Below are 25256 nucleotides of genomic sequence, written 5' to 3' on the forward strand. Positions count from 1 at the left end.
TATCTCTGTTTAATTTTGAGAGACTATCTCTCAAAATTGTTCTTTGAAAATTGCACATAATTTAATTTATAGAAAACAACAAGCCAAATTGGCAAACCAATTTCTATTCTTTGTAAAATGAGAACTATAACTAATATAGGTCAAGCTACAAAGGGCGTATGGTGAATGCCTTGGCATCAGGAGCCGATGAAGGACGTGATAAGCTGCGATAAGCTTCGGGTAGGCGCACATAGCCTGAGATCCGAAGATCTCCGAATGAGGAAACTCACATGGGAAACCCCATGTATCGTTAAGTGAATACATAGCTTAATGAAGGTAACCCAGGGAACTGAAACATCTAAGTACCTGGAGGAAGAGAAAGAAAAATCGATTTTCTTAGTAGCGGCGAGCGAAAGGGAAAGAGCCCAAACCGGAAACTTGTTTCCGGGGTTGTGGACATAACATAAAAGTGGAGGCTATTGTAACTGAAGAGAGCTGGAAAGCTCCACCGTAGAAGGTAATAGTCCTGTAAGTGAAACGAGAAGACCACGAGTTATGATCCAGAGTACCACGAGACACGTGAAACCTTGTGGGAAGCAGGGAGGACCACCTCCCAAGGCTAAATACTACCTGATGACCGATAGTGAAGCAGTACCGTGAGGGAAAGGTGAAAAGAACCCCGGGAGGGGAGTGAAATAGAACCTGAAACCGTATGCCTACAACCGCTCAGAGCCCCTTATGAGGGTGATGAGGTGCTTTTTGTAGAACGAGCCAACGAGTTACGGTATGTAGCAAGGTTAAGTACTTAAGGTACGGAGCCGAAGGGAAACCGAGTCTGAATAGGGCGACTAGTTGCATGCCGTAGACCCGAAACCGGGTGACCTATCCATGGCCAGGTTGAAGCGAGGGTAAAACCTCGTGGAGGACCGAACCACGTTGCTGTTGAAAAAGCATGGGATGAGCTGTGGATAGCGGAGAAATTCCAATCGAACCCGGAGATAGCTGGTTCTCTCCGAAATAGCTTTAGGGCTAGCGTCGAGTATGAGTAGTGGAGGTAGAGCACTGAATGGGCTAGGGGGCATAGCGCTTACCGAACCTTATCAAACTCCGAATGCCACATACTTTGAGCTCGGCAGTCAGACTACGAATGATAAGATCCGTGGTCAAAAGGGAAACAGCCCAGATCGTCAGCTAAGGTCCCAAAGTGTAAGTTAAGTGGGAAAGGATGTGAGATTTCTAAGACAACTAGGATGTTGGCTTAGAAGCAGCCACTCATTAAAAGAGTGCGTAATAGCTCACTAGTCGAGAGATCTTGCGCCGAAAATGTAACGGGGCTAAACTTACCACCGAAGCTACGGGCTTGAACTTAGTTCAAGCGGTAGGAGAGCGTCGTAACCGGGCTGAAGTCGTACCGTAAGGAGCGGTGGACTGGTTACGAGTGAGAATGTTGGCATCAGTAGCGAGATGTGGGTGAGAATCCCACAGGCCGAAAACCTAAGGTTTCCTCAGGAAGGTTCGTCCGCTGAGGGTTAGTCGGGACCTAAGCCGAGGCCGAAAGGCGTAGGTGATGGACAACTGGTTGATATTCCAGTACCACTACCATCGTTATTATCGATGGCGTGACGCAGGAGGATAGTGTGTGCTAGCTATTGGATGCTAGTCTAAGCATTTAGGCAGTGAAAGTAGGCAAATCCGCTTTCATAATGCTGAGGTGTGATGGGGAAGGTTCTACGGAACCGAAGTACATGATTCCACGCTGCCAAGAAAAGCGTCTAGAGAGAGAAGTAGTGCCCGTACCGCAAACCGACACAGGTAGGTGAGGAGAGAATCCTAAGGCCGGCGGAAGAATTACAGTTAAGGAACTCGGCAAATTGACCCCGTAAGTTCGCGAGAAGGGGTGCCTACGAGAGTAGGCCGCAGAGAATAGGCCCAAGCAACTGTTTAGCAAAAACACAGGTCTCTGCTAAAGCGTAAGCTGATGTATAGGGGCTGACGCCTGCCCGGTGCTGGAAGGTTAAGGGGAACACTTAGCGCAAGCGAAGGTGTGAACTTAAGCCCCAGTAAACGGCGGCCGTAACTATAACGGTCCTAAGGTAGCGAAATTCCTTGTCAGGTAAGTTCTGACCCGCACGAATGGCGTAATGACTTGGGCACTGTCTCAACTGTAAATCCGGCGAAGTTGTAGTGCGAGTGAAGATGCTCGCTACCCGCGATTGGACGGAAAGACCCCGTAGAGCTTTACTGTAGCTTAGCATTGAGTTTTGGTATTGTCTGTACAGGATAGGTGGGAGACTAGGAAACCAGGGCGTCAGCCTTGGTGGAGTCATCCTTGGGATACCACCCTGACAGTACTGAAATTCTAACTGGCGGCCATGAATCTGGTCACAGGACATTGTTAGGTGGGCAGTTTGACTGGGGCGGTCGCCTCCTAAAAAGTAACGGAGGCGCCCAAAGGTTCCCTCAGAACGGTCGGAAATCGTTCGTAGAGTGCAAAGGCAGAAGGGAGCCTGACTGCGACACCCACAAGTGGAGCAGGGACGAAAGTCGGGCTTAGTGATCCGGTGGTACCTCGTGGGAGGGCCATCGCTCAACGGATAAAAGCTACCTCGGGGATAACAGGCTGATCTCCCCCAAGAGTCCACATCGACGGGGAGGTTTGGCACCTCGATGTCGGCTCGTCGCATCCTGGGGCTGAAGTAGGTCCCAAGGGTTGGGCTGTTCGCCCATTAAAGCGGCACGCGAGCTGGGTTCAGAACGTCGTGAGACAGTTCGGTCCCTATCCGTCGCGGGCGTAGGAAATTTGAGAGGAGCTGTCCTTAGTACGAGAGGACCGGGATGGACTGACCTCTGGTGTACCAGTTGTTCTGCCAAGAGCACAGCTGGGTAGCTAAGTCGGGAATGGATAAACGCTGAAAGCATCTAAGCGTGAAGCCAACCTCAAGATGAGATTTCCCATAGCGTAAGCTAGTAAGATCCCTTGAAGAACACAAGGTTGATAGGTCGGGGGTGTAAGCATGGTAACATGTTCAGCTGACCGATACTAATAGATCGAGGGCTTGACCAAATATAGTAAATTAAATATGTGCAATTTTGAAAGAACAAAAATCTTTCTAAAACATCTGGTGATGATGTTCTTTAGGGTAACACCCGTTCCCATTCCGAACACGACGGTTAAGCCTTTAGAAGCCAATGGTACTGCACGGGAGACTGTGTGGGAGAGTAGGTGGTCGCCAGGTTTTTATTTTATGGCTCGATAGCTCAGTCGGTAGAGCAGAGGACTGAAAATCCTCGTGTCGCTGGTTCGATTCCTGCTCGAGCCACCAAAAGCTTAGTGAATTTTCACTAAGCTTTTTTTATTTTGAAAATTATATATTATTGAACTATAAAAGGACTATTTAGAAAGTTTATTATGTAAATAAATCTTCTAAATAGTCCTTATTAATTAGAAAATCCACAATAAGTAGATTCTTAGTTTGTACAAACAAAAGGGGAAGTGATTAAAGATATTATGGGGGAAGTATCATTAATTACTACAAAACTAAGAAATTTTCTACTTATTAATCGTGGATATTTTAATTATGGACAAATATATAATTAATATACATAAATTGTAAAATAATTTTAGTTATGAATAAATAAATATTACTTTTAATACTCTTTAATAAATAAATTAATATTAAAAGTTGTTCAATAAAATAGTTTTAATATGATAGAAATATTCTAAATGATTGATGGGGTGTTTAAATGAAGGATATCGTTATAATTGGGACTGAAAATATAGGGACAGAAATTGTTAAAATAATTGAATGCATAAATTTAAATAGGGATACATGGAATATATTAGGCTTTATAAGTCTTAAAAATGATGAGGAAAAAGAAATTATTGATGGTTATAATGTTTTAGGTTCTTTAGATTCGATGTGTGATTATTTTGAAAATAGAAAAAGAGATAAATTTTATTTTTTAAAAAGATTAGAGAGTAAGAATGAGTTATTCACAATTATAGCAGTAGATAACTGTGAACTAAAAAAAGAGATTGAAAAGAAATTAAATAATAAGATAAAGTTTGCTACTATTATTCACCCTGATACTAAATATATTAATGAAAGCAATATAGGGGAAGGATCTGTTATATATCCAGGTTTGATTAGTATTGGAAATTTGAATATTGGAAAACATGTTATTTTAAAACAAAAGTGTTCTTTAGGAAATAATGTGAAAATAGGAGATTATTCTTTTATAGCTTTGAACAGTAATATTGATAGTAATGTTAATATTAATGAGTGTGCTTATATTGAAGCTAATACAACAGTTTTAGCAAATAACAATATAGAAAAGAACAGATATATAAAAACAGGAAGCTTAGTCTATTAATAATATTTAAAGAGTATAAAAATAGATGTTTTTTTGATTACGCATGTTTTTTAGATAGGAATGTAATAATATCTTAGTGATTATTTAAAAATCAATATTCAACTAGAATATAGCTTAAAAAAAGAAGATTCAATTAAAATGAATCTTCTTTTATTTTTATATTTTCTTGTTCTTTATTAAAATTATCTATACTTAAGGAATATTTTATTTTTAAATTATTAGTAAAGAAAACTTCTATTCTGTTTATACTAACAAAGCTTTTTAGATTACTACTCAAAGTCTTTATAAAATTAATACATTGCTCTTTATTATAATTAGTATCATCAAATAAAAGAGAAATAGTGTAGGAATTTGTACCATTTTCAATTAAATCTTTTGTATATTTAAAATTTTCTCCGAATTCTTTTTTTACGGTATCAGAAATTATTATTCTAATTTTATCGTTATCTCCAATATTTTTATTATTAAGGGAGTTATCTAAATTTCCCTTATTATCTAAAGGTAGATCTGAGTTTAAATTATTACTTGATTCTTCTCTTTTTAAAATGTTTGATTGAGAAAATGGGTGTTTTATAAGCACTATTGAGAGAGAAAAAATAATGATTATTCCAAATAAAAGTAGAAGATTTTTATATTTATAATTTTTATTAAAAGCAAATATTAATAAGAATAATATAATTAAAGTGAATGGAATTATTAACAATTTAGTCATAAGTTTAAATTATCTCCTTATTAGGTTATAAGACAATTTTAACATACTTTAGAGGTTATAATAGAAGTATGCATATTAATTAAATGTTAATATAGTTAACAAAATGTTCAAAAATATATTGACAGAAGAAAATGGGAGGAGTATTATATAATTACAGTCACCCAGAGGGGGTGTCATATGTGAAATATATAGGGAGTGATGCAAATGAATACAGAAAAGAAGAAAGCATTACAATGTTTAAAAACTGCAAAGGGACAGGTAGAAGGAATAATTAAAATGATTGAGGATGAGAGGTACTGTATTGATATTTCTAATCAAATAATGGCTTCTCAAGCATTATTAAAAAAAGCCAATAAACTAATATTACAGCAACATATGCATAACTGTGTTAAAGGTGCTTTTGAAAATAATGAATCTAAAGAAGAAAAGATAGAAGAAATATTAAGTGTATTAAATAAGCTAATAGATAAATAAATTTAATAATATTCTAATGATGTATTTAATTTTATATAAAATATAAAATTATTTGGATCTGTTGTTTTTGGAGGTTCAAAACATATGGTTTGAGCAGCTTAAAGCGAATTTGGAATAAACAGTAAATTGAAATAATTAATAAAGTAAGTACATAAATTCTAATGATTTATTTAATTCTATATAAAATATAAAATTATTTAAATCTGTTGTTTTTGGAGGTTCAAAATTTGTATTTTGAGCAGCTTAAAGTGAATCTAGAATAAATAATAAATTTAAATAGGTGATTTATTATTTAAGTAATAAAGTAATTGTATAAATTCTAATGATTTAAATAATTCTATAGAAATATAAAATTATTTAAATCTGTTGTTTTTGGAGGTTCAAAATTTGTATTTTGAGTAGCTTAAAGCGAATTTAGAATAAATTTAAATAGTTAATCTATTATTTAAGTAATAAATTAAGTACATAAATTCTAATGGTTTAAACAAGTTTATAGAAAATATAAAGTTATTTAAATCTATTGTTTTTGGAGGTTCAAAATATTATATTTTGAGCAGCTTAAAGCAAATTTAGAATAAGTTATGGATTAAACCTGTTATGTTAATAGAAAAATAAAATATAAACGGAATTCTAATGATGCATTTAATTTTATAGAAAATATAAAGTTATTTGGATCTGTTGTTTTGAGAGGTTCAAAATATTGTGTTTTGAGTAGCTTAAAGCAAACTTAGGATGGGATGAAGATTAACCTGCTATTTTATTAATTTTACAAAAAAATTAATAGTAACCAAGGAGGCAGAAGTATGGAACGAATACTCAAGGTAAAAGGAATGACCTGTGCATCCTGTGCAGCAGCTATTGAAAAAGCTGTAGGTAAAATGGATGGAGTCGAAAGTTCTAATGTTAATTATGCCACAGAGGAATTAAAAGTAATCTATGATAATAATAAGGTTAACTTAGAACAAATAAGACAAAAAGTCGAAAAATTAGGTTATTCTGTAGAAGATAATACTAAGAAAGAAATATTTAAAGTTGAAGGAATGACATGTGCATCCTGTGCAGCGGCCATCGAAAAAGGTGTAAGTAGACTTGATGGGGTTGAAAATGCAAATGTAAATTTTGCTACAGAAACTTTAAATGTTGAGTTTGACAAAGACAAGGTTTCTTTTGAGGATATCAATAATAAAGTTAATAAGCTGGGATATAAGCTTAAAGACGATGAAAAACAATTGACTTATAAAGTTGAAGGAATGACATGTGCATCCTGTGCAGCAGCCATTGAAAAGGCACTAAATAGAATGGATGGTGTAGAGAATGTAAGTGTAAATTTTGCAGCCGAAACAGTTACTTTTAATTATGATTCCGACAAGGTTGGAACAAGAGAAATTAAAGCAAAGGTTGAAAAGTTAGGATATAAACTTGTAGATCCAGAAACAAATGTTAATGACGAACATGAAAATGCAAAAAATACTGAATTAAGTTCTATGAAGCGTAAATTAATATGGTCAGCTATCTTTACAATACCAGTATTTATAATTGCAATGGGAAGTATGATGGGAATGAAGTTACCTTCATGGATGGATCCTAATATTAGCCCAATGAGCTATGCTCTTATTTTATTAGTTTTAACAACAGCAGTATTTATTTGTGGAAAGCAATTCTTTATTGTTGGATTTAGAAGTCTTTTTATAGGAAGTCCTAATATGGATACATTAATAGCCATTGGAGCTAGTGCGGCTTATTTATATGGAATATTTGCTATTTATAAGATAGAAATAGGACAAGTTCATTATGTCCATGAATTATATTTTGAGTCAGCAGCTACAATAATAACTTTGGTTATGCTTGGGAAATACTTGGAGGCTATAACTAAAGGAAAAACATCAGATGCAATAAAAAAACTTATGGGTTTAGCTCCTAAAACTGCAACAATAATAGTTAATGGAGAAGAAAAAGTTGTATCTATAGATGATGTTAGGGTTGGAGATTTAATAGTTGTAAAACCAGGTGAAAAACTTCCGGTTGATGGAGAGGTTGTAGAAGGATATACCTCAGTTGATGAAAGTATGTTAACTGGTGAAAGTATTCCAGTTGAGAAAAAAGCAGGGGATACAGTATATGGAGCTAGTATAAATAAGAACGGTAGAATAATTTATAAAGCTACTAAAGTTGGAAAAGACACAGTAATTTCTCAAATAGTTAAACTTGTTAAAGATGCTCAAGGATCAAAGGCGCCTATTGCGAGAACTGCCGATGTAATAGCAGGATACTTTGTTCCAGTAGTAATAGTTTTAGCAATTTTATCAGCTTTATCATGGCACTTTTTAGGTGGAGAAGGATTAGAATTTTCATTAACAATATTTATTTCTGTATTAGTAATAGCTTGTCCTTGTGCATTAGGACTAGCAACTCCAACTGCTATTATGGTTGGTACTGGAAAAGGTGCAGAAAATGGAGTATTAATAAAAAGTGGTGAAGCGTTAGAAGGCACTGCTAGTATAAATACAGTAATTTTTGATAAGACAGGGACTTTAACAGAGGGAAAACCTATAGTTACAGATGTTTTATCTAATCATTATTCAAAGGATGAAATTTTGGCTTTAGCTGCGTCAGCTGAAAAAGCCTCTGAACATCCTTTAGGTGAGGCAATAGTAAAAGCTGCAGAAGAAAAATGGTTAGAACTTTTCGAAGTTAAAGATTTCTTAGCTATTCCTGGTAAAGGAATTGAAGTTAAAGTAGGAGAAAAAGATATTTTATTAGGAAATAAAGCTCTTTTAGAAGATAAGAAAATAGCATTTGGAAATTTAGTAGAAAAAGCACAATCATTAGCAGAACAAGGTAAAACACCAATGTTTATAGTTATAGATGGAATTTTAGAGGGAATAGTAGCTGTTGCAGACACTGTAAAACCAACAAGCAAGAAGGCTATTAAAGAGCTTCATAAAATGGAAATAGAAGTTGTTATGGTTACTGGTGATAATGAAAAAACAGCAAAGGCTATAGCAAAAGATATTGGAATAGATAGAATTGTGGCAGATGTATTACCACATCAGAAAGCTGAAAAAGTAAAAGAACTTCAAAATGAAGGTAAAAAAGTATTAATGGTCGGAGATGGAATAAATGATGCTCCAGCTCTTGCTTGTGCTGATATAGGAATGGCAATAGGATCAGGTACTGATATAGCTATGGAATCAGCAGATATAGTACTTATGAGAAGTGATATATTAGATGTTGTTGGAGCTATTCAATTAAGTAAAAAAACAATGATTAATATTAAAGAAAATTTATTCTGGGCTTTAATTTATAATGGTATTGGTATTCCAATAGCAATGGGAGGATTACATTTATTTGGTGGTCCACTACTAAACCCAATGCTTGCAGCATTAGCAATGAGCTTTAGTTCTGTATCAGTATTATTAAATGCCCTAAGATTAAAAACTTTTAAACCTAAATATAATTAACTTAGAAATATTATCACACTATTAATTATTTATAGTGTGATAAAAATATATATTTTTAGGAGTGTGACGGTAATGAGTAAAATAATAACAATTGAAGGAATGTCATGTCAAAACTGTGTTAATCACGTTAAATCAGCACTTGAAGATGTAAAAGGGTTAACTAAAATTGATGTAGAGGTAGGTAAAGCGACTGTTGAAGGTGATGCTTCTGACCAAGAGATAAAAGATGCAATAGAAGATATGGGATACGATGTAACATCTATAAAATAATTGTAGTGGGGATTATATAAGACTCTAATTAAGTTAAGTTTTATATAATTCCCATAGTTTTTGTGAAGAGGAGAGGGTATTAATGGTCAATATAATAGTATTTATAATTGCAGGGATATTGGCAGGTATAGGTATCGGACTCGTTGGGCTATCAGCAGCATCTATAGTAACTCCTATTTTAGTAGTAATTTTAGGTGTTAACGCTTATAAAGCTATAGGAATTGCTTTAGCCGCTGATGTTATATCAGCTAGTGTTTCTGCTTATACTTATTATAAAAATAAAAATATAGATATAAAAAATGGTATAATAATGATGGCATCAACAATGTTATTCACCTATATTGCCAGCTATTTTGGTAAGTATATACCTAATGATATTTTAGGAGGTATATCAGTATATGCAACAATTTTATTAGGATTAAAATTGATATTTAAACCTATTAAGGCTAAGGATGATTCAAAGATTGAGCATAGAAGTAAGAAGAAGCAAATAGTTTTATCAATACTATGGGGAGGCCTTGTAGGTATAATATGTGGAGCCATAGGAGCAGGTGGAGGAGTAATGTTACTTCTTGTTCTAACAAGTATTTTGGGTTATGATTTAAAAACAGCAGTTGGTACAAGCGTCTTTATAATGGCATTTACTGCATTGACAGGAGCTGTCACACATATAGTTCATGGAGGAACTGATGTATCAGGACTTATTATTTGTGGAATATTTGCTCTGATATCTTCAAGATTAGCAGCTAAATTTGCTAATAAGGTTAATGATGCTAAATTAAATAAAGTATCAGGGGTTTTCTTAATATTCTTTGGAATAATTTTAATATTAATAAAACGTTTTGGTCATGTAATGTAGCTTTCACTTAATAATTAATGTAATATATATATTTATTTGTTTTAATAATTAAATAGATAAATAAGATAAAATATAAATCTGAAAGAAGGAGTTCTTATGAAAAATTTAGAATTATTTTTAAGTTATTTATGTGGTGAATTTAATAATGCTGAGCAAATAAACAAAGAATTAGAAGAGGGAAAGGTTACTCATCCTAAGGCAAAGCATATAACAGGAATTTGTAACGGTAAAATAAAGAATCTTCCAAAGGGATTCCATGGTTTCTTTGTTATTGAAGAAAGCTATTATGAGCAAGGTAATTTTAAAAATATATTGCCACACTTATTTTTATTTACAGAGGATAAAGAGGGAAATGTTGTTTTAACTTCTTATGATTTACCAAAAGGAATATCTAAAGAAGATTTTAGAAATGATAATGAGTCTTTAGTGATGGATTATAATGAACTACAGATTTCAGAGAAATTTACTCCTATGACATATACATTTAAAGATAATGGTTTTGAAGGTGAAAGCATAAGTCATTTCACACCTGAAACAACATTTAAATTAAAAGAAAGAACTGAAGATGGAACTCTTTATGTGAGTGAAATTTTCGAGAAAAATGGAAAAGTTACATTTGGATGTGTTAATCCAATAATATATAAAAAGATTAAATAAATAAAGGAGTTGCTAGTCTAGTAGGATTAGCAACTTTTTTGTTTGTTTTAATTGTAAAATATTTACAATTAAATTCAAAATTAAAGAAAATAAGATTTAAATCTTTCTAATTTGAATAAATGGGCTAAAATGCGATTTTCTTTTTATAAGGAAAACATATATACTAATTATATGGTAAATATTTACAAAAGTAATTAAAAATCTACATAGATATAGTTATGTTATTGAATTGGGGGAAGTTAAAATGGAGAAATTATTAGAAAATTATTCTAACGAAGAAATCTTTAAAGCACTTAAGATTATAACTGAACTAAAGCTAGAAAGAGAACGTGGTAATTTGCCTGAATTTATTAGAGGTAGAATTTCAGAAGTTTCTGAAGAAGATTTTGATTTAATACAAGCATACAACTATTACATGAGAGAGTTGAGAAGGGGATCAATTCTTTTAAGTGAAGAAGAAACAAAAAAATGTGGATTTGATAGTAGATTAGCTATAGATGTAGAATTAAAAGACTTAATAATATTCCTAAATACTCAGCCGAATATAAAAACTTTATACTCTTGTTCAGGTCATCAATTTGTTAGGGGACAAATAACTTTTAAAGGACTTTTAAAATTTCCTCAAGTAGAAGATTTTAAAGTAGAATATGCAGCGGAAAAAGAAGAAACAAAGATTAGTTTTGATATTCCAGAAAGAAGTTATGAATATTTAAATAAACTTAGAAAACTGTACAATTATTTTTATCTTATTAATTATAATAACCTAAAAACCTTAACTAGAGATGAGGTAAGTTCAATTAAAATAAAAGAGAGTTGTAATGCATAAAAGAGTTTGTATCATAACTCAATAATAAAACTTATAAATAGCATGAAGAGAATATCTAGTAATTCTCGAAATCTATTTATAAGTTTTTTGAGGTATTTTCATATACTTTCCTTAATGTACTTCATAAATATCAGAAAGTTCTAATTCGATATTTTTATCATCTGTTATATAATCAATTAGATTATTGCTTTCTTCAGTATAATCTAATTTTTTATTTGGAAGCCATACTATAATCTCTGTTCCAGATACTCCGTCACTGATAAGTTCAATCTTACCATCATGGAGTTCAGAAATTGATTTTACAATACTAAGACCTATTCCACTACCTTCATTTCTTCGTTTTAAAGATTTATCTGCTTGAACAAACCGATCAAATATAGATGCTTGCATTTCCTTTGGAATTCCCATTCCATTATCTTTAACACTTATTTTAACCCAATCTTCTGATACATTTAAATCCACGAATATTTCACCATTACTAGAAGTGAATTTTATTGAGTTTGAAAGTAGATTAAGAATCAATCTTTCTATTTTTACAGAATCACATTTAATTATATTTTCTTCAACATTAGTATCGAAAGTTATGTTTATATTTTTATTATCTGCATGAGGAATAACTGATGAAACTATATTTTCAACTAATAAAACAATATCTCTGTTAGTAAAGTCAGCTTTTAAAAAGCCAACTTCAATTTTGCTAACGTCAATAAGATTATTTATTAATCTAAGCATTCTATAGCAGTTCATCTTTAATCCTCTCTTATATTTTTCATAGAAATTATTAAAGCCATCAGGTTCTTTTTCGTGCTTTGAGTTTAATAATTGTACTGTAGAATAGATGATATTAAGTGGAGTTCTAAGTTCATGAGATATATTCGCGAAAAACTCATTTTTTACCTGCTCATAAGCTTTTGCTTCTTTAAATTTAACAGCTAAGTTTTCAAGTCTTCTTTTAGAAGTTAAGTTTTTTGCTACAATAACTTTTCCATAAGGAACACCGTCATTATCAATTAAATTACGAATTGTAGATTCAACGTAAACAAAGGAATGTTTACCTACAAGTTTACATTTAATACTATCGTCTTCTCCTAATTTTAATTGATTTAGTATTTCATCATTTTTGCCTAAAAGATTTCTAATTGAAACTCCAGAAATCTCTTCATATGTATAGTTTAATGTATTTAAAACTGAGTCATTGACATATGTAATTATTCCATTATTATCTATGCTTATTATTAAGTCTTGAATATTATTGTTTATGCAGCTTAATAACTGTTCATTTCTCTGAATATCTTGAGTTAATGTATATTCGTCAGTTATATCTTTTAGGTTAATGGCATAGTAATTTTTATTTTCAACATTAAGTATTTGTATATAAAGACTTACTATTTTGTTGTTTTTTAAAATAAGTTTGCCTTCCCAATCACCTTTATTAAAAAGAGAATCAATAGCTGTTTTTTCATTATCATTTCCTACAAATACAGCATCATCAAATAGTCTTTCTATTTCTTTAAGTTGAGATTTTAAGTTAGTTGATTTACAATATCGCTCACGTAATGCTTTATTAGTGTATATAACTTTTTTTGTATCATCATACAAAATTATTGAACTACTAGTATTAAACTCTACAAGGTGATAAAAAACTTGTAGTTCTTTTTGAAGTAAAGAACTTCTCCTATTTTTTGTGGTTATTTCATTAAATACTCCACTTATAGCTAATAAGAAAGATAAAATAGTCAATAGAAGAACTATATTATTTGACTTTGATGAAGCTATATTTGGAAATACAACCTCACAGATCCAATATATGCCTCTAAGAGAAATCAAAAGCATACTAGCAACTATAAATGAGTAAATCAATTCACCATCTTTTAAGCTTTTTATTGATATAAATATACATGCTATAAAATATAAAATAACTATTATTGTCATGAAAATAATATAGAAATATACATCTTTGATAAATGGATTGTTAGAAAAAATTTTATAGTTAACCATTGGTATTATAGTTGAAAATATAAACACAGAGATAGAAGTAATAATTTTATGTTTGGTAATAATCTTTGGAATACCATGTTTATTAAAAGCAACATAAAATAATATAAAAATTCTAAACAATGAATGTATAAAGATGAATTTATCAAATATTATTAAATTGTGTCCTTTAGTAATTAAAAGTTCTACAGATAAATTCATATATATTAGAGAAATTATAAAAAAATCATCTTTTTTCGTACTTGAATAATATATAAGTGAACTTATGTAAGCCATAGCACCTAAAATTAGAGTTAAATGCAAAGAAAAAGTTGGCATAGTAGCAGTAGGAGTTACTGTAGTAATAGGTTCATTAAAAATTTTATATATTAAATCAAGTAAAAATATAAAGAACATAGAAAAAACTATAAGAATAGAAAATTTTATTGTTTTTCTTGTTTCAAACTTGTTTTTATCATCATTAAAAATATGAAAAAATATTTTGTTATCCATGTTTTGCTCTCCTTAATATAAGAGTTTCGAACTTATATTTTATCGTATATTTTAGATTTTATCATACCTAGATACAAATTTTTACACTAAGTTAAAAAAGTATTATATTTAACCAATACAATTTTTTTTCTGGAGCACTCTTTTTTTATTTGAAATTATTGATAATTTTATGAAATAAAACATTAAAATTAATAAAAAATCTTTTTTTATTAATAGCATAGAAATTGATAGGTTATACTATATAATACCTATTATTTGTTACTGTTGAAAATTAATAATTTAAAATAAATGTTAAAATTTAAATTGACAAAACAAAATGCATGATATATTATACAATAGGTTTATAGATAAGTTTTAATTTGAAACTTAATTTTAATAAGTTCTAAAAGTTAAAGGGAATTAAAAATAACTGAATTAACGTATAGATAGTAATGATGACATATATCCTGTATTTGGGCATCTGGGATATATTGAGTTAGTGATGCAACCGACTATTCTTTATAAATTTTTTTATAAAGTTAGTCGGTTTTTTTATTTTAATCTAAAAAAATTACAAAGGAGTCGATTTAGGGTGAGAGAAAGGAAAAGGAAAATATTTATAACGGCTATGACTGTGTTCATAACAATGTTTATGAATATTTTATCTCCTGCCATGGCTGCATTAGCTGCCACGCCAGGGGTAGATATGAATATTACATCCAACAAAAGCACTGTAAAGGATGGAGAACAGGTGGAATTCAAGTTAGAGTATAAGGTGGTTAATGGAGGGAAAATTAACCCTGGTGACAAAATTATATTTACTTTGCCAGAGTGTTTTACCAATATAATACCTGAATATCCACCAGAGCATTTTTCAAGTGTAGAAACAAAAAAAGTAAATGGACAAACTCAGGTTATATTAACATTTAGTGAAGGGTCAAGTACTGGTATAGGTGGTTATTTAGATATTCTTGCAACTCCTAAAAATATAGAAAAACCTACAAATGAAAGAGTTACAGTTGAATTTAATGGAACTACTAAGTATGTAGATGTAGAAGTTACTCCAGGAGATAATCCATCAAAACCGGATCCAGCTGGGCAAGAGGATTTATTAAAGCGTGTAACTAATGCTAGTGGCTATGATGGTTATGAGAATGGTATTTTAGTTAATAATATAAATAAGCCAGTAGTCAATAAAATAGTAAACTATAGTATTTATTTTAATGGGAAATATAAAGTAATGAATAATGCTGTATTAAGAGATAATATGCCTGATGGAATGGTATTGAAAACTGATTCAGTAAAAATATATGAAACACCATATGGCCAAGCTGAAAGAGAGGTAACAAGCAAATTTCAAGGTAAAATATGGGCTTATCAAAATTCGCTTGTAATAGATTTTGGAAATACATATTCAGCATATAGAGTTGAGTATTCTACGCAAATAACTAAAGATATGCCTTCTTACAAGAATACAGTAACAGTTGGTTCTTTAGAAAGTAGTACAATAGTTAAACCAAAAGAAGATTCAACAATGTTAACAAAACGTAGTCTTGATCCTACTACACAAACAGATATAGAGTATACTAGCATGGGTAGAGAAGTTAGATATGCTTTAGATATTAACCCTAATAACAAACAACTTAATAATGCAGTGTTTATAGATAAATTTCCAGAAGGTATGACACTAGTTGACGGTAGTATATCTGTAGGTGAAAAGTCTGCTGATGGAACTTTTAAATGGTTAAACCAAGAGGGATTAGTATCAGTAAAAGACAATACTATGACAATAAATTTTGGGAATACAGATAAGTATTATTATTTGTATTATACATTAAAGGTTGTTGAGCCTAATAAAACTTATGATAATAGTGCTAAATTAACTTACAATAATACATCAGCTTCAATAGACAAGACTGTTCAATATAAAACAAATGCAGGTGCAATAAATGCACAAAAGACAGTAGATAAAGAAACCATTAAAAAGGGAGATAACAACATAGTTAACTATACTATTAACTTTGATTGTTATGGTTTCTTTGATAAGGGATATTTAAATGTAGTAGATAGTTTAGATCCAAGGGTTAAAATTATAGGAGTAGAGGCACCAGAACATTTTAGTTATAAGATAGAAAATAACAAAGTAACTGTTACTAATGATATAAAAGATGTAGAGTACGGAGAAAATCTTAAAGTAAACATAAAAGCAGACTTTAGTAATGTTCCTGATGGAAATACAGTGAAAAATGTGGCAACTATAAATGGAACTCCTAGTAATGAAGTAGAAACTAAAAAAGGATTTGCTTTTGAAGCTAAAAAAATAGATGAGAATACTGGAAAAGCATTAGAAGGTGCTAAATTTAAACTTTTAGATAGCAATAAAAAGGAATTAACTAATGAAGATGGAAGTCCTATTATTTTAACAAGTGATTCAGAGGGGAAAATTACTCATGATATTGATGATGTTGGTACATATTATTTAAAAGAGATTGTTGCTCCAAAGGGATATAACTTAAATCCAAATGAAATAAAATTTGAAGTTTTAGATACTGATATAGGAACTATTTTAGATTTAGGTAATATAAATAACTCTATGATTAAAGGTGGAATTAAAATAACAAAGGTTGATTCACAAAACAACAATCCACTAGAAGGAGCAGAATTTACTGTTAAGAATTCAGAGGAAAAAGTAGTTTCAACAGGAACAACAAATAAAGATGGTATAGTAGAGTTTAATGATTTACCATATGGAAGCTACACTTATAAAGAAACAAAAGCTCCAGAAGGATATATATTAGATTCAACACCAGTGAAGTTTGATATAGTTGAGAATAATAAAATATTAGAATTTACTGCTAAGAATAATATGATACACGGTGGAGTTAAAATAACAAAAGTTGATTCTCAAAATAATAATCTATTAGAGGGAGCAGAGTTTATTGTTAAGAACTCAGATGGAAAAGTAGTTCAAACTGAGTCAACTAATAAAGATGGAATAGTAGAGTTTAATAACTTACCATATGGAAGTTATACTTACGAAGAACTTAAAGCACCAGAAGGATATGTGTTAGATTCAACATCGGTGAAATTTGATATAAATGAAAATAATAAAATATTAGAGTTTATGGCTAAAAATGATCCGATACAAGGAAACTTACAAATAACAAAAGTAGATTCAGAGACAGGAAATACTTTACCAGGAGCTAAGTTTGAAATAAAAGATTCGAATGGCAAAGTAGTACAAACTGTAGTTACTGATGAGCAAGGGGTTGCGACAATTTCAGGATTAGGATATGGACAATATACGTTCCAAGAAATTGAGGCTCCAAAGGGATATATACTTAATTCAAATCCAGTGCAATTTAATGTAACAGAGCATGGAAAAACTTTAGAGTTTACAGCTAAGAATAACATTATAAAAGGTGGAGTTAAGATAACAAAGGTTGACTCACAAAATAATAAACTACTAGAGGGCGCAGAGTTTACTGTTAAGGACTCAGATGGAAAAGTGGTTCAAACAGGAACAACAAATAAAGATGGTATAGTAGAATTTAATAAATTACCATATGGAAGTTATACTTATGAAGAAACAAAAGCGCCAGAAGGATACGTATTAGATTCAACAGCAGTAAAGTTTAATATAAATGAAAATAACAAGGTATTAGAATTCACAGCTAATAACAAAATAGTACAAGGTGGAATTAAGATAACAAAGATTGATTCACAAAATAACAATCTATTAGAAGGAGCAGAGTTTGTTGTTAAAAACTCAGATGGAGAAGTAGTTCAAACTGGGACAACAAATAAGGATGGTATAGTAGAGTTTAATAACCTACCATATGGAAGTTATACTTACGAGGAAACAAAAGCACCAGAAGGATATGTGTTAGATTCAACAGCTGTGAAATTTGATATAAATGAAAATAATAAAGTATTAGAATTTACAGCTAAGAATAATATAATTAAAACTCATGTTGCTATAAAAAAGTCTGACTTAGATGATAAGCTTAAGTTACTAAAAGGAGCAACTTTCAATATAGTTGATTTAAGTAACAATAAGATAGTTGATACGGTTACTACAGATGATAGTGGAAGAGCATGGCTTGATCTTGCACCAGGAAAATATAAAGCAGTTGAGATAAAAGCACCAACAGGATATTTACTTTCTGGGGAAGAACAAGAATTTGAAATTAAACTAGGACAGACTACCCAAATAGATTTAACTTTCTATAATAAAAAAGATCAATGTGAAGTTAATATAACAAAGATTGATTTAGCTAATATTAATATAAAGTTAAGTGGAGCTAAATTTAAAATAGTAAATATTTTAAATAACAATGTTGAAGGTATTTTAGTCACAAATGAAAATGGAGTGGCTTCATTAAAATTACCACCAGGAACATATAAATTAATAGAAATAGAGGCTCCAACAGGATATGTAAACTCTAATATTGAAAAAGAGTTTACGGTTAAGTCAGGTTATAGTACTCCAATAAATATACAAGTAACAAACAAAAAAATAAGTGGTGGAATTAAGATAACAAAGATTGACTCACAAAATAATAATCCACTAGAGGGAGCAGAGTTTGTTGTTAAAAACTCAGATGGAGAAGTAGTTCAAACTGGGACAACAAATAAAGATGGTATAGTAGAGTTTAATAATTTACAATACGGAATTTATACTTACGAAGAAGTAAAAGCTCCAGAAGGACATGTGTTAGATTCAACATCAGTGAAATTTGATATAAGTGAAAATAACAAAGTATTAGAATTCTCAGCTAAAAATGACCCAATAGAAGGAAACTTACAAATAACAAAAGTAGATTCAGAGACAGGAAACACTTTACCAGGAGCTAAGTTTGAAATAAAAGATTCAAATGGCAAAGTAGTACAAACTGTAGTTACTGATGAACAAGGTGTTGCGACAGTTTTAGGATTAGGATATGGACAATATACATTCCAAGAAGTTGAAGCACCAAAGGGATATGTACTTAATTCAGAGCCAGTACAATTTAATGTAGAAGAGCATGGTAAGACTCTAGAGTTTATAGCTAAGAACGACATGATACAAGGCGGAGTTAAGATAACTAAGATCGACTCACAAAATAACAATCCATTAGAAGGAGCGGAGTTCGTTGTTAAGAGCTCAGATGGAAAAGTAGTTCAAACAGGAACAACAAATAAAGATGGTATAGTAGAGTTCAATAACTTACCATATGGAAATTATACTTACGAAGAAACAAAAGCACCAGAAGGATATGTATTAGATTCAACAGCAATGAAATTTGATATAAGTGAAAATAACAAAGTATTAGAATTCACAGCTAAGAACAACATGATACACGGTGGAGTTAAGATAACAAAGGTTGATTCACAAAATAACAATCCACTAGAGGGAGCAGAGTTTGTTGTTAAGAACTCTGATGGAAAAGTAGTTCAAACAGGAACAACAAATAAAGAGGGTATAGTAGAGTTTAATAACTTACCATACGGAAGTTATACTTACGAAGAAGTAAAGGCTCCAGAAGGATATGTATTAGATTCAACATCAGTGAAATTTGATATAAGTGAAAATAACAAAGTATTAGAATTCACAGCTAAGAACAATCTGATACAAGGTGGAGTTAAGATAACAAAGATTGATTCACAAAATAATAATCCACTAGAAGGAGCAGAGTTTGTTGTTAAGAATTTAGATGGAAAAGTAGTTCAGACAGGAACAACAAACAAAGAAGGTATAGTAGAGTTTAATAACTTACCATATGGAAATTATACTTACGAAGAAGTAAAAGCTCCAGAAGGATATGTATTAGATTCAACACCAGTTAAATTTGATATAGCTGAGAATAATAAGTTATTAGAGTTTGTTGCTAAAAATACTAAGGAAAATAAATCAGAAGATAAAACAGAAATTAGTAATGGCAATAACAATAATAGTAATAACAATAACAATCCAAAAGGTAATAATGATAATAAACAAGAAAATATAAAAGAGATTCCTAAGACAGGTTCATTCCTATCTGAAAGAAGTATATTTATATTAGGACTTGGGTTAATAATAATTAGTTTAGTAGCAGCTGTGTTAGTAAATAGAAAGAAAGTAAGATAGTATAAAGCAAATTCTGTTATAAATGAATTTTAAACTCATTTTAATAGAATTTGCTTTTTTTAACGTTAAAATTTATATATATTTAATTTCGAATTCATATAAAGTTCAAACTAAAGTTTCATTATAAAAGTATCATATTAGGAGTAACTAGATTTGAAAAATCTAACTAATTAAAAATAAGTTATTGATATATATTCATATTTAGATAATTTATGGGGAAAATAAATAGGGAGTAATATCAATATTATATTAATGAGTAGGAGAAATGATATGAATACTGTATTACCAAAGAAAAGATTAGATTACTTAGATATTGCCAAGGGGATTTTAATAATAAGTGTTGTACTATGTCATGCTCCCTTTGAAAAAGCTCCGTATCTTTATTGGTTCCATATGCCTGCATTCTTTATAATAAGTGGAATGCTTTATAAAAAAGGAATATCTATAAAGGAACAGGCGATAAAATTTTTTATTCCATATGCAATGTTCTCATTAGTTGATATAAGTTTCAATTATATGATGTATTATCATGGAAATTTTGGTTTTGGTGATTTACTACATGAAATACTTAAATATGTATATGGTGGGAAGGCAACATGGGGTGTGTTTTGGTTTATTCCTGTAATGTTTGTTACTAAAGTAATATTTGATCAGCTAAATAAATTATTAAAACCTAGAAGATTATTTATAGTGTGTGCTTTAAGTTATGTTTTAGCTCATATATATTCAATGAGTTTTATACCATCAAGTATAACAGAAATAACTAGTAAGCAGTTTGTTTTCTGGAACTTAGATACTGTTTTAATAACATTACCATATTACGCTCTAGGATACTATATAAGCAAAAAAAACATTCAAAAAATATTTGAATCAGTAAATACATTAATAGCATCTGGAATAGCTATTGTTATACTATTCAGAATGAATACTAGTATGGGGATTTATTATTATTTAAATATAAAATACTCATTCTACCAAAGTCCAATATTTGATTTGATAATGCCAGTAACTATAACAGTATTTATTTTATCTTTAAGTTATCAAATCAGTAAGTTAAAATATAAAAAGTTATTTACTATAATGGGAGTAAATTCTCTTGTAATAATGTATCTACATAAGCAAGTTGCTACTTTATTTATGGATATATTCCATTTTGACTATATAATGTTCACTATAATTGGAGTAAGTGTGCCATTGCTTATAACGGTTTTAATAGATAAGAGCTTAGTTAGTAGGTTCTTATTTAAAGGAGATCTAACTTTATATAGACGTTTTAGGGAAAGTCATGTGATAAAACCTAAGGATATAATAGTTGAAAATAGATAAGATAATTCAAGCATCTAGTTTTTTAAAACTAGATGCTTTTTATGTAATATTTAATATTTATTAATAATATAATCTTAAAACAAGAAATATATAATGGAGGGGTATATATGCTAAGGAGACAAGAAACATGCATTAAAGAGTTTTATCTAAACAATAGAAGAGGTTTAGTAGGTACTGATGGATGTATATATTTAGACGGAAGATATGCAGGAATATTAAAACCCGGTGGAATTATATATATAGAAGGTAAGAGAGGATTTATTAAAAGAAATGGAGAAATTTATTTAGATGGTATATTAATTGGAACTTTAAGGAATTATAATATAGCATATTAGTATTTTAAAAGTTATGAAGTATGTAATTATTTCATAACTTTTTTGTGTTTAAGATATTTTAACATAAAAATTAAAGGTATATAATAAAAGATAGAGTTTACAGAATGTTTATAAAATAGATATGGATGGAGGTGTTGCTATGATAGATGAAAGAAAAAACTTTAATAACTATAAAGAAGTATCTATATTAATAATGTTAATACCTATGTTATTTATTTTAATAGATACCTTAGGAAGAATGAATTCAAAGATAAATAATAAAAATTTATTTGAATTTATATTTAATAAAGTCTTTGTATATAGAGAATTAATTGTTAAATTTATATTAGTAATAGCGGTAATATTTATTGTATCTAAGATAAAAGTAATAAAAGAGAAATTTATCTTAGGAGATTTTAAAGTTATAATAGGTTATACAATTTTAGGAATAATAAGCTATAAATTTTTTGGCAGTGAATATGGACTTAATAAATCATTAGATGTATATATTATGTGTATAATTGCTATGGTTTTAATTTTATCAGGAATAAGTGATATTATATCATCAGTAGATAATATTAATATTAATGTTGAGGAAAAAAGTAACCTTGAAAAGTTAGCATATACAAGAGTTAAATATTTAGGAATAACATATTTTATAATTTTTGTAATATTAATAGCTATAGAAAATATAAATAGTATAATGTCCAGTAGTGTAGTTGTTGATATGGTTAATAATTATAATCAACATTATAATATTATAGCTAGAATAATTTCAGTATTAGGTGTATTTATAGCAATAACATTGATATTTATGATAAGAAAATCATTTTATAATTTAAACTTATGTTATGAAGAATATATTTACATAATAAAACATAAAACTTTTATTGAAGATGTTAAAAAAGATATAGATTTTGTTAATCTTAAAGTTGAATCTAACAAAAAATACTTTAATAATAAGTTTAAAAAGCTTGAGGATAAAAAAACTCAAGTATTCTTAAAAGGTGTTTACGAACTATTCAAAGGTAACAAGCATTAACATAAAAAATATATGCTTTAGAGGGGAAAGTATGGAGAGTAAAAGAAGTACAAATTTTGATTTTATATTGAAAACAAGCATTGAAGGATATTACGATTTATTAAAAAATGCTGAAAAGGCATGGGAAACTCATGCAGTTTTAACGTATATAGCTTCAAGAATGGTTGTTGAAGACCTGTTAGTTAAGCTTGAAGAAAAATATGGGGTAAGAAGTGAAGAAAATAAAGAAGTTAATTTTAGAAAGACTTTAAATAATCTAAAAGAATATATTCCTAGCTGGGTTATAGAATCAGGAGAATACCTAAGAATTAAGGGAGATAAAAGTGCAAATAAAGAAATAGATAGTAATCTGGAAGATGAAAGCAGTACATTATTAGCACTAAAAAAAGTACATGAGATTTTAATATGGTACTTAAAAAACATAACAAAAGAGATTAGTATAGATGAAGACTATAATTTTATTACTCCAGAAAGCTTAAAAGAGAGTGAATGTGATTTAGCTATAGATAAAAAAGTACTTGAGAATAAGAAAAAATTTATTATAAGTCTGGAAAAACAAATAAAAACAAACAGTGATGATGAACAAAAACAAGAGGAACTTGAGGCTTTGTTGAAAAGTGTGAAGGAAGAGAAGAAAGATCTTACAGAAAAATTAGAAAAAAAAGAGGTAGAATTACAAGAGGTACTAAATAACTTTAAAGAGCTTCAAGTTAAGCTTATGAATTATGTTGAAAAAGATGAATCTATTGAAGGAAGTAATAGTAAATATCCTGATTTTTATAAAGGGTTCTTATCTTTACAAGGATATGAACTTAGAGTTGTTTATGCCTTTTTAAAGAGTTTAAGCTTAGGAAGTATTTTTCTAAACAAATCTAGAGGTATATTTTTAAAATCTCAAAGAAAAGAATTTATAAAGTTTATTGAGAAAGAAGTTGAAGAACTAAAAAAATATCCTGATAATATTTTAAAATTAAAGTTATATTATATTTTATTAAAGCTTACTAACACACCTTCAGCTTCAGTGGCAGATAAACCTACTTTTGATAAATCTTTAGATAGTATAGTTGAAAAAGCTTATTTTATAATTGAAAAGCGTGATGCTTTTAATGGAAAAGTAGATAAGTTAGAAGCTATAGTTAATTATTATTTAATTGTTATAATAAATAGCCTTTCAGCGGAGATAAACAAGGATGAACAGAATAAGGATAAGATTTCAGACATAATCTACGAAGTCTTAAGAACTATACCTTTAGATGAGAGAAAGATAATCTTAAACAAGATGAATTTCACTGATATATCTGAGAATACAATTAAAGAAAACATAAGATTAAATCAGGTTAAATTCTTAAATGCTGCTTTAGATTGTGGAATAAGTGAGAGCTCTGAATTCGTTATAAGATCAATATTTTCAATTTATGTAGCTTTTCAAAAAGATTTTGATTTTTATGAATTTAGAACTAGGCATGACATGTTAAGAGCATATATAGGACCTTTATTATTAGTAATTTTGTTAAAGGAATTTAAAATTTCTAGAGAAATTCTAGTTCCTATATTTGTAATGGAAATAAGCATATCAAATAAGATATTAAGAAAAGAAAGAAGAGAAAAAATATATTATAACCAATTAGTTGAGGCTTGGTTAGAAGAAAAAGAAAAGTATGATAAAATACTTTCTGAAAAAAATAACTTAGAAAAAAACCTTAAAGAAGTCCAAGATGAGAGAGAGTTATTAATTACGAACGAAAGAAAGTTTGTAGCAGAAAAAGATAATACTGAAAATGCTATAAAGGCTCAATGGAATATGTTTAGAGAAAAAGTTTTTGAATCTGAAGAAATAAAAAACTTTGATTCTTATGAAGAATACAGTAGAGCTGTTAACCAAAAAAATCTTATAGAGCTATCAGAAGAACATAGCCTTAAAGATAGAGGATTTGTTAAGAATTTATTTTCCCTTGATACATGGAAATATAAATTGAATAAGCTTGAGATAAATAAAAATATAAGATTGTTAGAAGATAAACTTATTGAGCAAGCCAAAGAATCTGGAGTCTTTGAAAATGAACTTCTAACTATTAGAGAGCTTGAGGAAATATTAGCTGACAAAGAAAGTGGATTGGAAGACATACGAATCGATCTTAAAGAAAATACTTTAAAGAGTGAGAAATTAGATAAATTAATAAAGAATAATTATAAACTTATGGAGAGCTTTAAAGAAGATAATTTCGATTTTGCTAAATAAAAAAGCTGGTATATTCATACCAGCTTTAAATTTATAAATAATGCTAACTTATATATGTATTTATTATTTCAGACAAATAAATTTTTTGTTTTTGTTACAATTCTCATAAGGGTGAAAAAGAACAAATTATATTAATAATGTTGTAGTA

The 25256-nt window shown here is 29.7% G+C and carries 14 protein-coding genes, 1 tRNA gene, 2 rRNA genes and 1 riboswitch; of the genes, 15 read left to right on the top strand and 2 right to left on the bottom strand.

Annotation, left to right across the window (positions count from 1 at the left end):
- Positions 1–138 precede the first annotated feature (138 nt).
- The 4 genes from AC2A4K_RS01345 (at position 139) to AC2A4K_RS01360 (ending at position 4353) form a co-directional block, all read left to right on the top strand.
- Positions 139–3043, top strand: a 23S ribosomal RNA gene (locus tag AC2A4K_RS01345).
- A gap of 54 nt (positions 3044–3097) precedes the next feature.
- Positions 3098–3215: ribosomal RNA gene (gene rrf / locus AC2A4K_RS01350) — 5S ribosomal RNA — on the top strand.
- A gap of 11 nt (positions 3216–3226) precedes the next feature.
- Positions 3227–3302, top strand: a tRNA-Phe gene (locus AC2A4K_RS01355).
- A 421-nt stretch (positions 3303–3723) separates the two neighbouring features.
- Positions 3724–4353: an LbetaH domain-containing protein gene (locus tag AC2A4K_RS01360; protein ID WP_322505345.1), complete on the top strand. Its 630-nt coding sequence runs from the start codon at positions 3724–3726 to the stop codon at positions 4351–4353.
- 133 nt (positions 4354–4486) lie between these two features.
- Here AC2A4K_RS01360 and AC2A4K_RS01365 read toward each other — a convergent pair whose 3' ends face one another.
- Positions 4487–5065, bottom strand: a complete 579-nt coding sequence (locus AC2A4K_RS01365) for a hypothetical protein (RefSeq protein WP_322505344.1) — start codon at positions 5063–5065, stop codon at positions 4487–4489.
- 204 nt (positions 5066–5269) lie between these two features.
- Here AC2A4K_RS01365 and AC2A4K_RS01370 point away from each other — a divergent pair, with 204 nt between their 5' ends.
- The 6 genes from AC2A4K_RS01370 to AC2A4K_RS01395 all read left to right on the top strand — a co-directional run bounded on the left by AC2A4K_RS01370 (position 5270) and on the right by AC2A4K_RS01395 (position 11612).
- On the top strand, positions 5270–5539 hold the full coding sequence (locus AC2A4K_RS01370; RefSeq protein ID WP_322505343.1) for a metal-sensing transcriptional repressor: 270 nt from the start codon (positions 5270–5272) through the stop codon (positions 5537–5539).
- Positions 5540–6342: 803 nt separating this feature from the next.
- Complete coding sequence (locus AC2A4K_RS01375; RefSeq protein ID WP_322505342.1) at positions 6343–9000, top strand: heavy metal translocating P-type ATPase; 2658 nt, start codon at positions 6343–6345, stop codon at positions 8998–9000.
- 72 nt (positions 9001–9072) lie between these two features.
- Positions 9073–9270 (top strand): heavy-metal-associated domain-containing protein, encoded by a 198-nt coding sequence (locus AC2A4K_RS01380; protein ID WP_322505341.1) that lies wholly within the window; start codon positions 9073–9075, stop codon positions 9268–9270.
- 82 nt (positions 9271–9352) lie between these two features.
- Positions 9353–10129: a sulfite exporter TauE/SafE family protein gene (locus AC2A4K_RS01385; protein ID WP_322505340.1), complete on the top strand. Its 777-nt coding sequence runs from the start codon at positions 9353–9355 to the stop codon at positions 10127–10129.
- A 96-nt stretch (positions 10130–10225) separates the two neighbouring features.
- Entirely contained in the window at positions 10226–10786 is a 561-nt protein-coding gene (locus AC2A4K_RS01390; protein ID WP_322505339.1) for a hypothetical protein, read from the top strand.
- 244 nt (positions 10787–11030) lie between these two features.
- Positions 11031–11612: a hypothetical protein gene (locus tag AC2A4K_RS01395; RefSeq protein ID WP_322505338.1), complete on the top strand. Its 582-nt coding sequence runs from the start codon at positions 11031–11033 to the stop codon at positions 11610–11612.
- A 111-nt stretch (positions 11613–11723) separates the two neighbouring features.
- On the opposite strand, the gene AC2A4K_RS01400 is transcribed toward AC2A4K_RS01395, so the two are convergent.
- On the bottom strand, positions 11724–14099 hold the full coding sequence (locus AC2A4K_RS01400) for a sensor histidine kinase (RefSeq protein ID WP_322505337.1): 2376 nt from the start codon (positions 14097–14099) through the stop codon (positions 11724–11726).
- Between the two features lie 419 nt (positions 14100–14518).
- Positions 14519–14601: riboswitch (cyclic di-GMP riboswitch) on the top strand.
- A 69-nt stretch (positions 14602–14670) separates the two neighbouring features.
- On the opposite strand from AC2A4K_RS01400, the gene AC2A4K_RS01405 reads away from it, so the two are divergent.
- The 5 genes from AC2A4K_RS01405 to AC2A4K_RS01425 all read left to right on the top strand — a co-directional run bounded on the left by AC2A4K_RS01405 (position 14671) and on the right by AC2A4K_RS01425 (position 25108).
- Positions 14671–20187, top strand: a complete 5517-nt coding sequence (locus AC2A4K_RS01405) for a SpaA isopeptide-forming pilin-related protein (protein ID WP_322505336.1) — start codon at positions 14671–14673, stop codon at positions 20185–20187.
- Between the two features lie 270 nt (positions 20188–20457).
- Positions 20458–21513: an acyltransferase family protein gene (locus tag AC2A4K_RS01410; RefSeq protein ID WP_322505335.1), complete on the top strand. Its 1056-nt coding sequence runs from the start codon at positions 20458–20460 to the stop codon at positions 21511–21513.
- Between the two features lie 107 nt (positions 21514–21620).
- Positions 21621–21848, top strand: a complete 228-nt coding sequence (locus AC2A4K_RS01415) for a hypothetical protein (RefSeq protein ID WP_322505334.1) — start codon at positions 21621–21623, stop codon at positions 21846–21848.
- Positions 21849–21987: 139 nt separating this feature from the next.
- Positions 21988–22869 (top strand): hypothetical protein, encoded by an 882-nt coding sequence (locus AC2A4K_RS01420; protein WP_322505333.1) that lies wholly within the window; start codon positions 21988–21990, stop codon positions 22867–22869.
- Positions 22870–22900: 31 nt separating this feature from the next.
- Positions 22901–25108 carry a hypothetical protein gene (locus AC2A4K_RS01425; RefSeq protein ID WP_322505332.1) on the top strand — a complete coding sequence of 736 codons (2208 nt, stop codon included), beginning with the start codon at positions 22901–22903 and terminating at the stop codon, positions 25106–25108.
- Positions 25109–25256: the final 148 nt, after the last annotated feature.

The sequence above is a fragment of the Clostridium sp. LIBA-8841 genome, from assembly GCF_057782475.1.

Excerpts from the sequence above, each read along its gene's own strand:
- AC2A4K_RS01425 (WP_322505332.1), top strand. The coding sequence starts at position 22,901 with ATGGAGAGTAAAAGAAGTACAAATTTTGATTTTATATTGAAAACAAGC.
- AC2A4K_RS01375 (WP_322505342.1), top strand. The coding sequence starts at position 6,343 with ATGGAACGAATACTCAAGGTAAAAGGAATGACCTGTGCATCCTGTGCA.
- AC2A4K_RS01395 (WP_322505338.1), top strand. The coding sequence starts at position 11,031 with ATGGAGAAATTATTAGAAAATTATTCTAACGAAGAAATCTTTAAAGCA.
- AC2A4K_RS01400 (WP_322505337.1), bottom strand. The coding sequence starts at position 14,099 with ATGGATAACAAAATATTTTTTCATATTTTTAATGATGATAAAAACAAG.
- AC2A4K_RS01360 (WP_322505345.1), top strand. The coding sequence starts at position 3,724 with ATGAAGGATATCGTTATAATTGGGACTGAAAATATAGGGACAGAAATT.
- AC2A4K_RS01370 (WP_322505343.1), top strand. The coding sequence starts at position 5,270 with ATGAATACAGAAAAGAAGAAAGCATTACAATGTTTAAAAACTGCAAAG.
- AC2A4K_RS01410 (WP_322505335.1), top strand. The coding sequence starts at position 20,458 with ATGAATACTGTATTACCAAAGAAAAGATTAGATTACTTAGATATTGCC.
- AC2A4K_RS01415 (WP_322505334.1), top strand. The coding sequence starts at position 21,621 with ATGCTAAGGAGACAAGAAACATGCATTAAAGAGTTTTATCTAAACAAT.
- AC2A4K_RS01385 (WP_322505340.1), top strand. The coding sequence starts at position 9,353 with ATGGTCAATATAATAGTATTTATAATTGCAGGGATATTGGCAGGTATA.
- AC2A4K_RS01420 (WP_322505333.1), top strand. The coding sequence starts at position 21,988 with ATGATAGATGAAAGAAAAAACTTTAATAACTATAAAGAAGTATCTATA.
- AC2A4K_RS01390 (WP_322505339.1), top strand. The coding sequence starts at position 10,226 with ATGAAAAATTTAGAATTATTTTTAAGTTATTTATGTGGTGAATTTAAT.
- AC2A4K_RS01365 (WP_322505344.1), bottom strand. The coding sequence starts at position 5,065 with ATGACTAAATTGTTAATAATTCCATTCACTTTAATTATATTATTCTTA.
- AC2A4K_RS01380 (WP_322505341.1), top strand. The coding sequence starts at position 9,073 with ATGAGTAAAATAATAACAATTGAAGGAATGTCATGTCAAAACTGTGTT.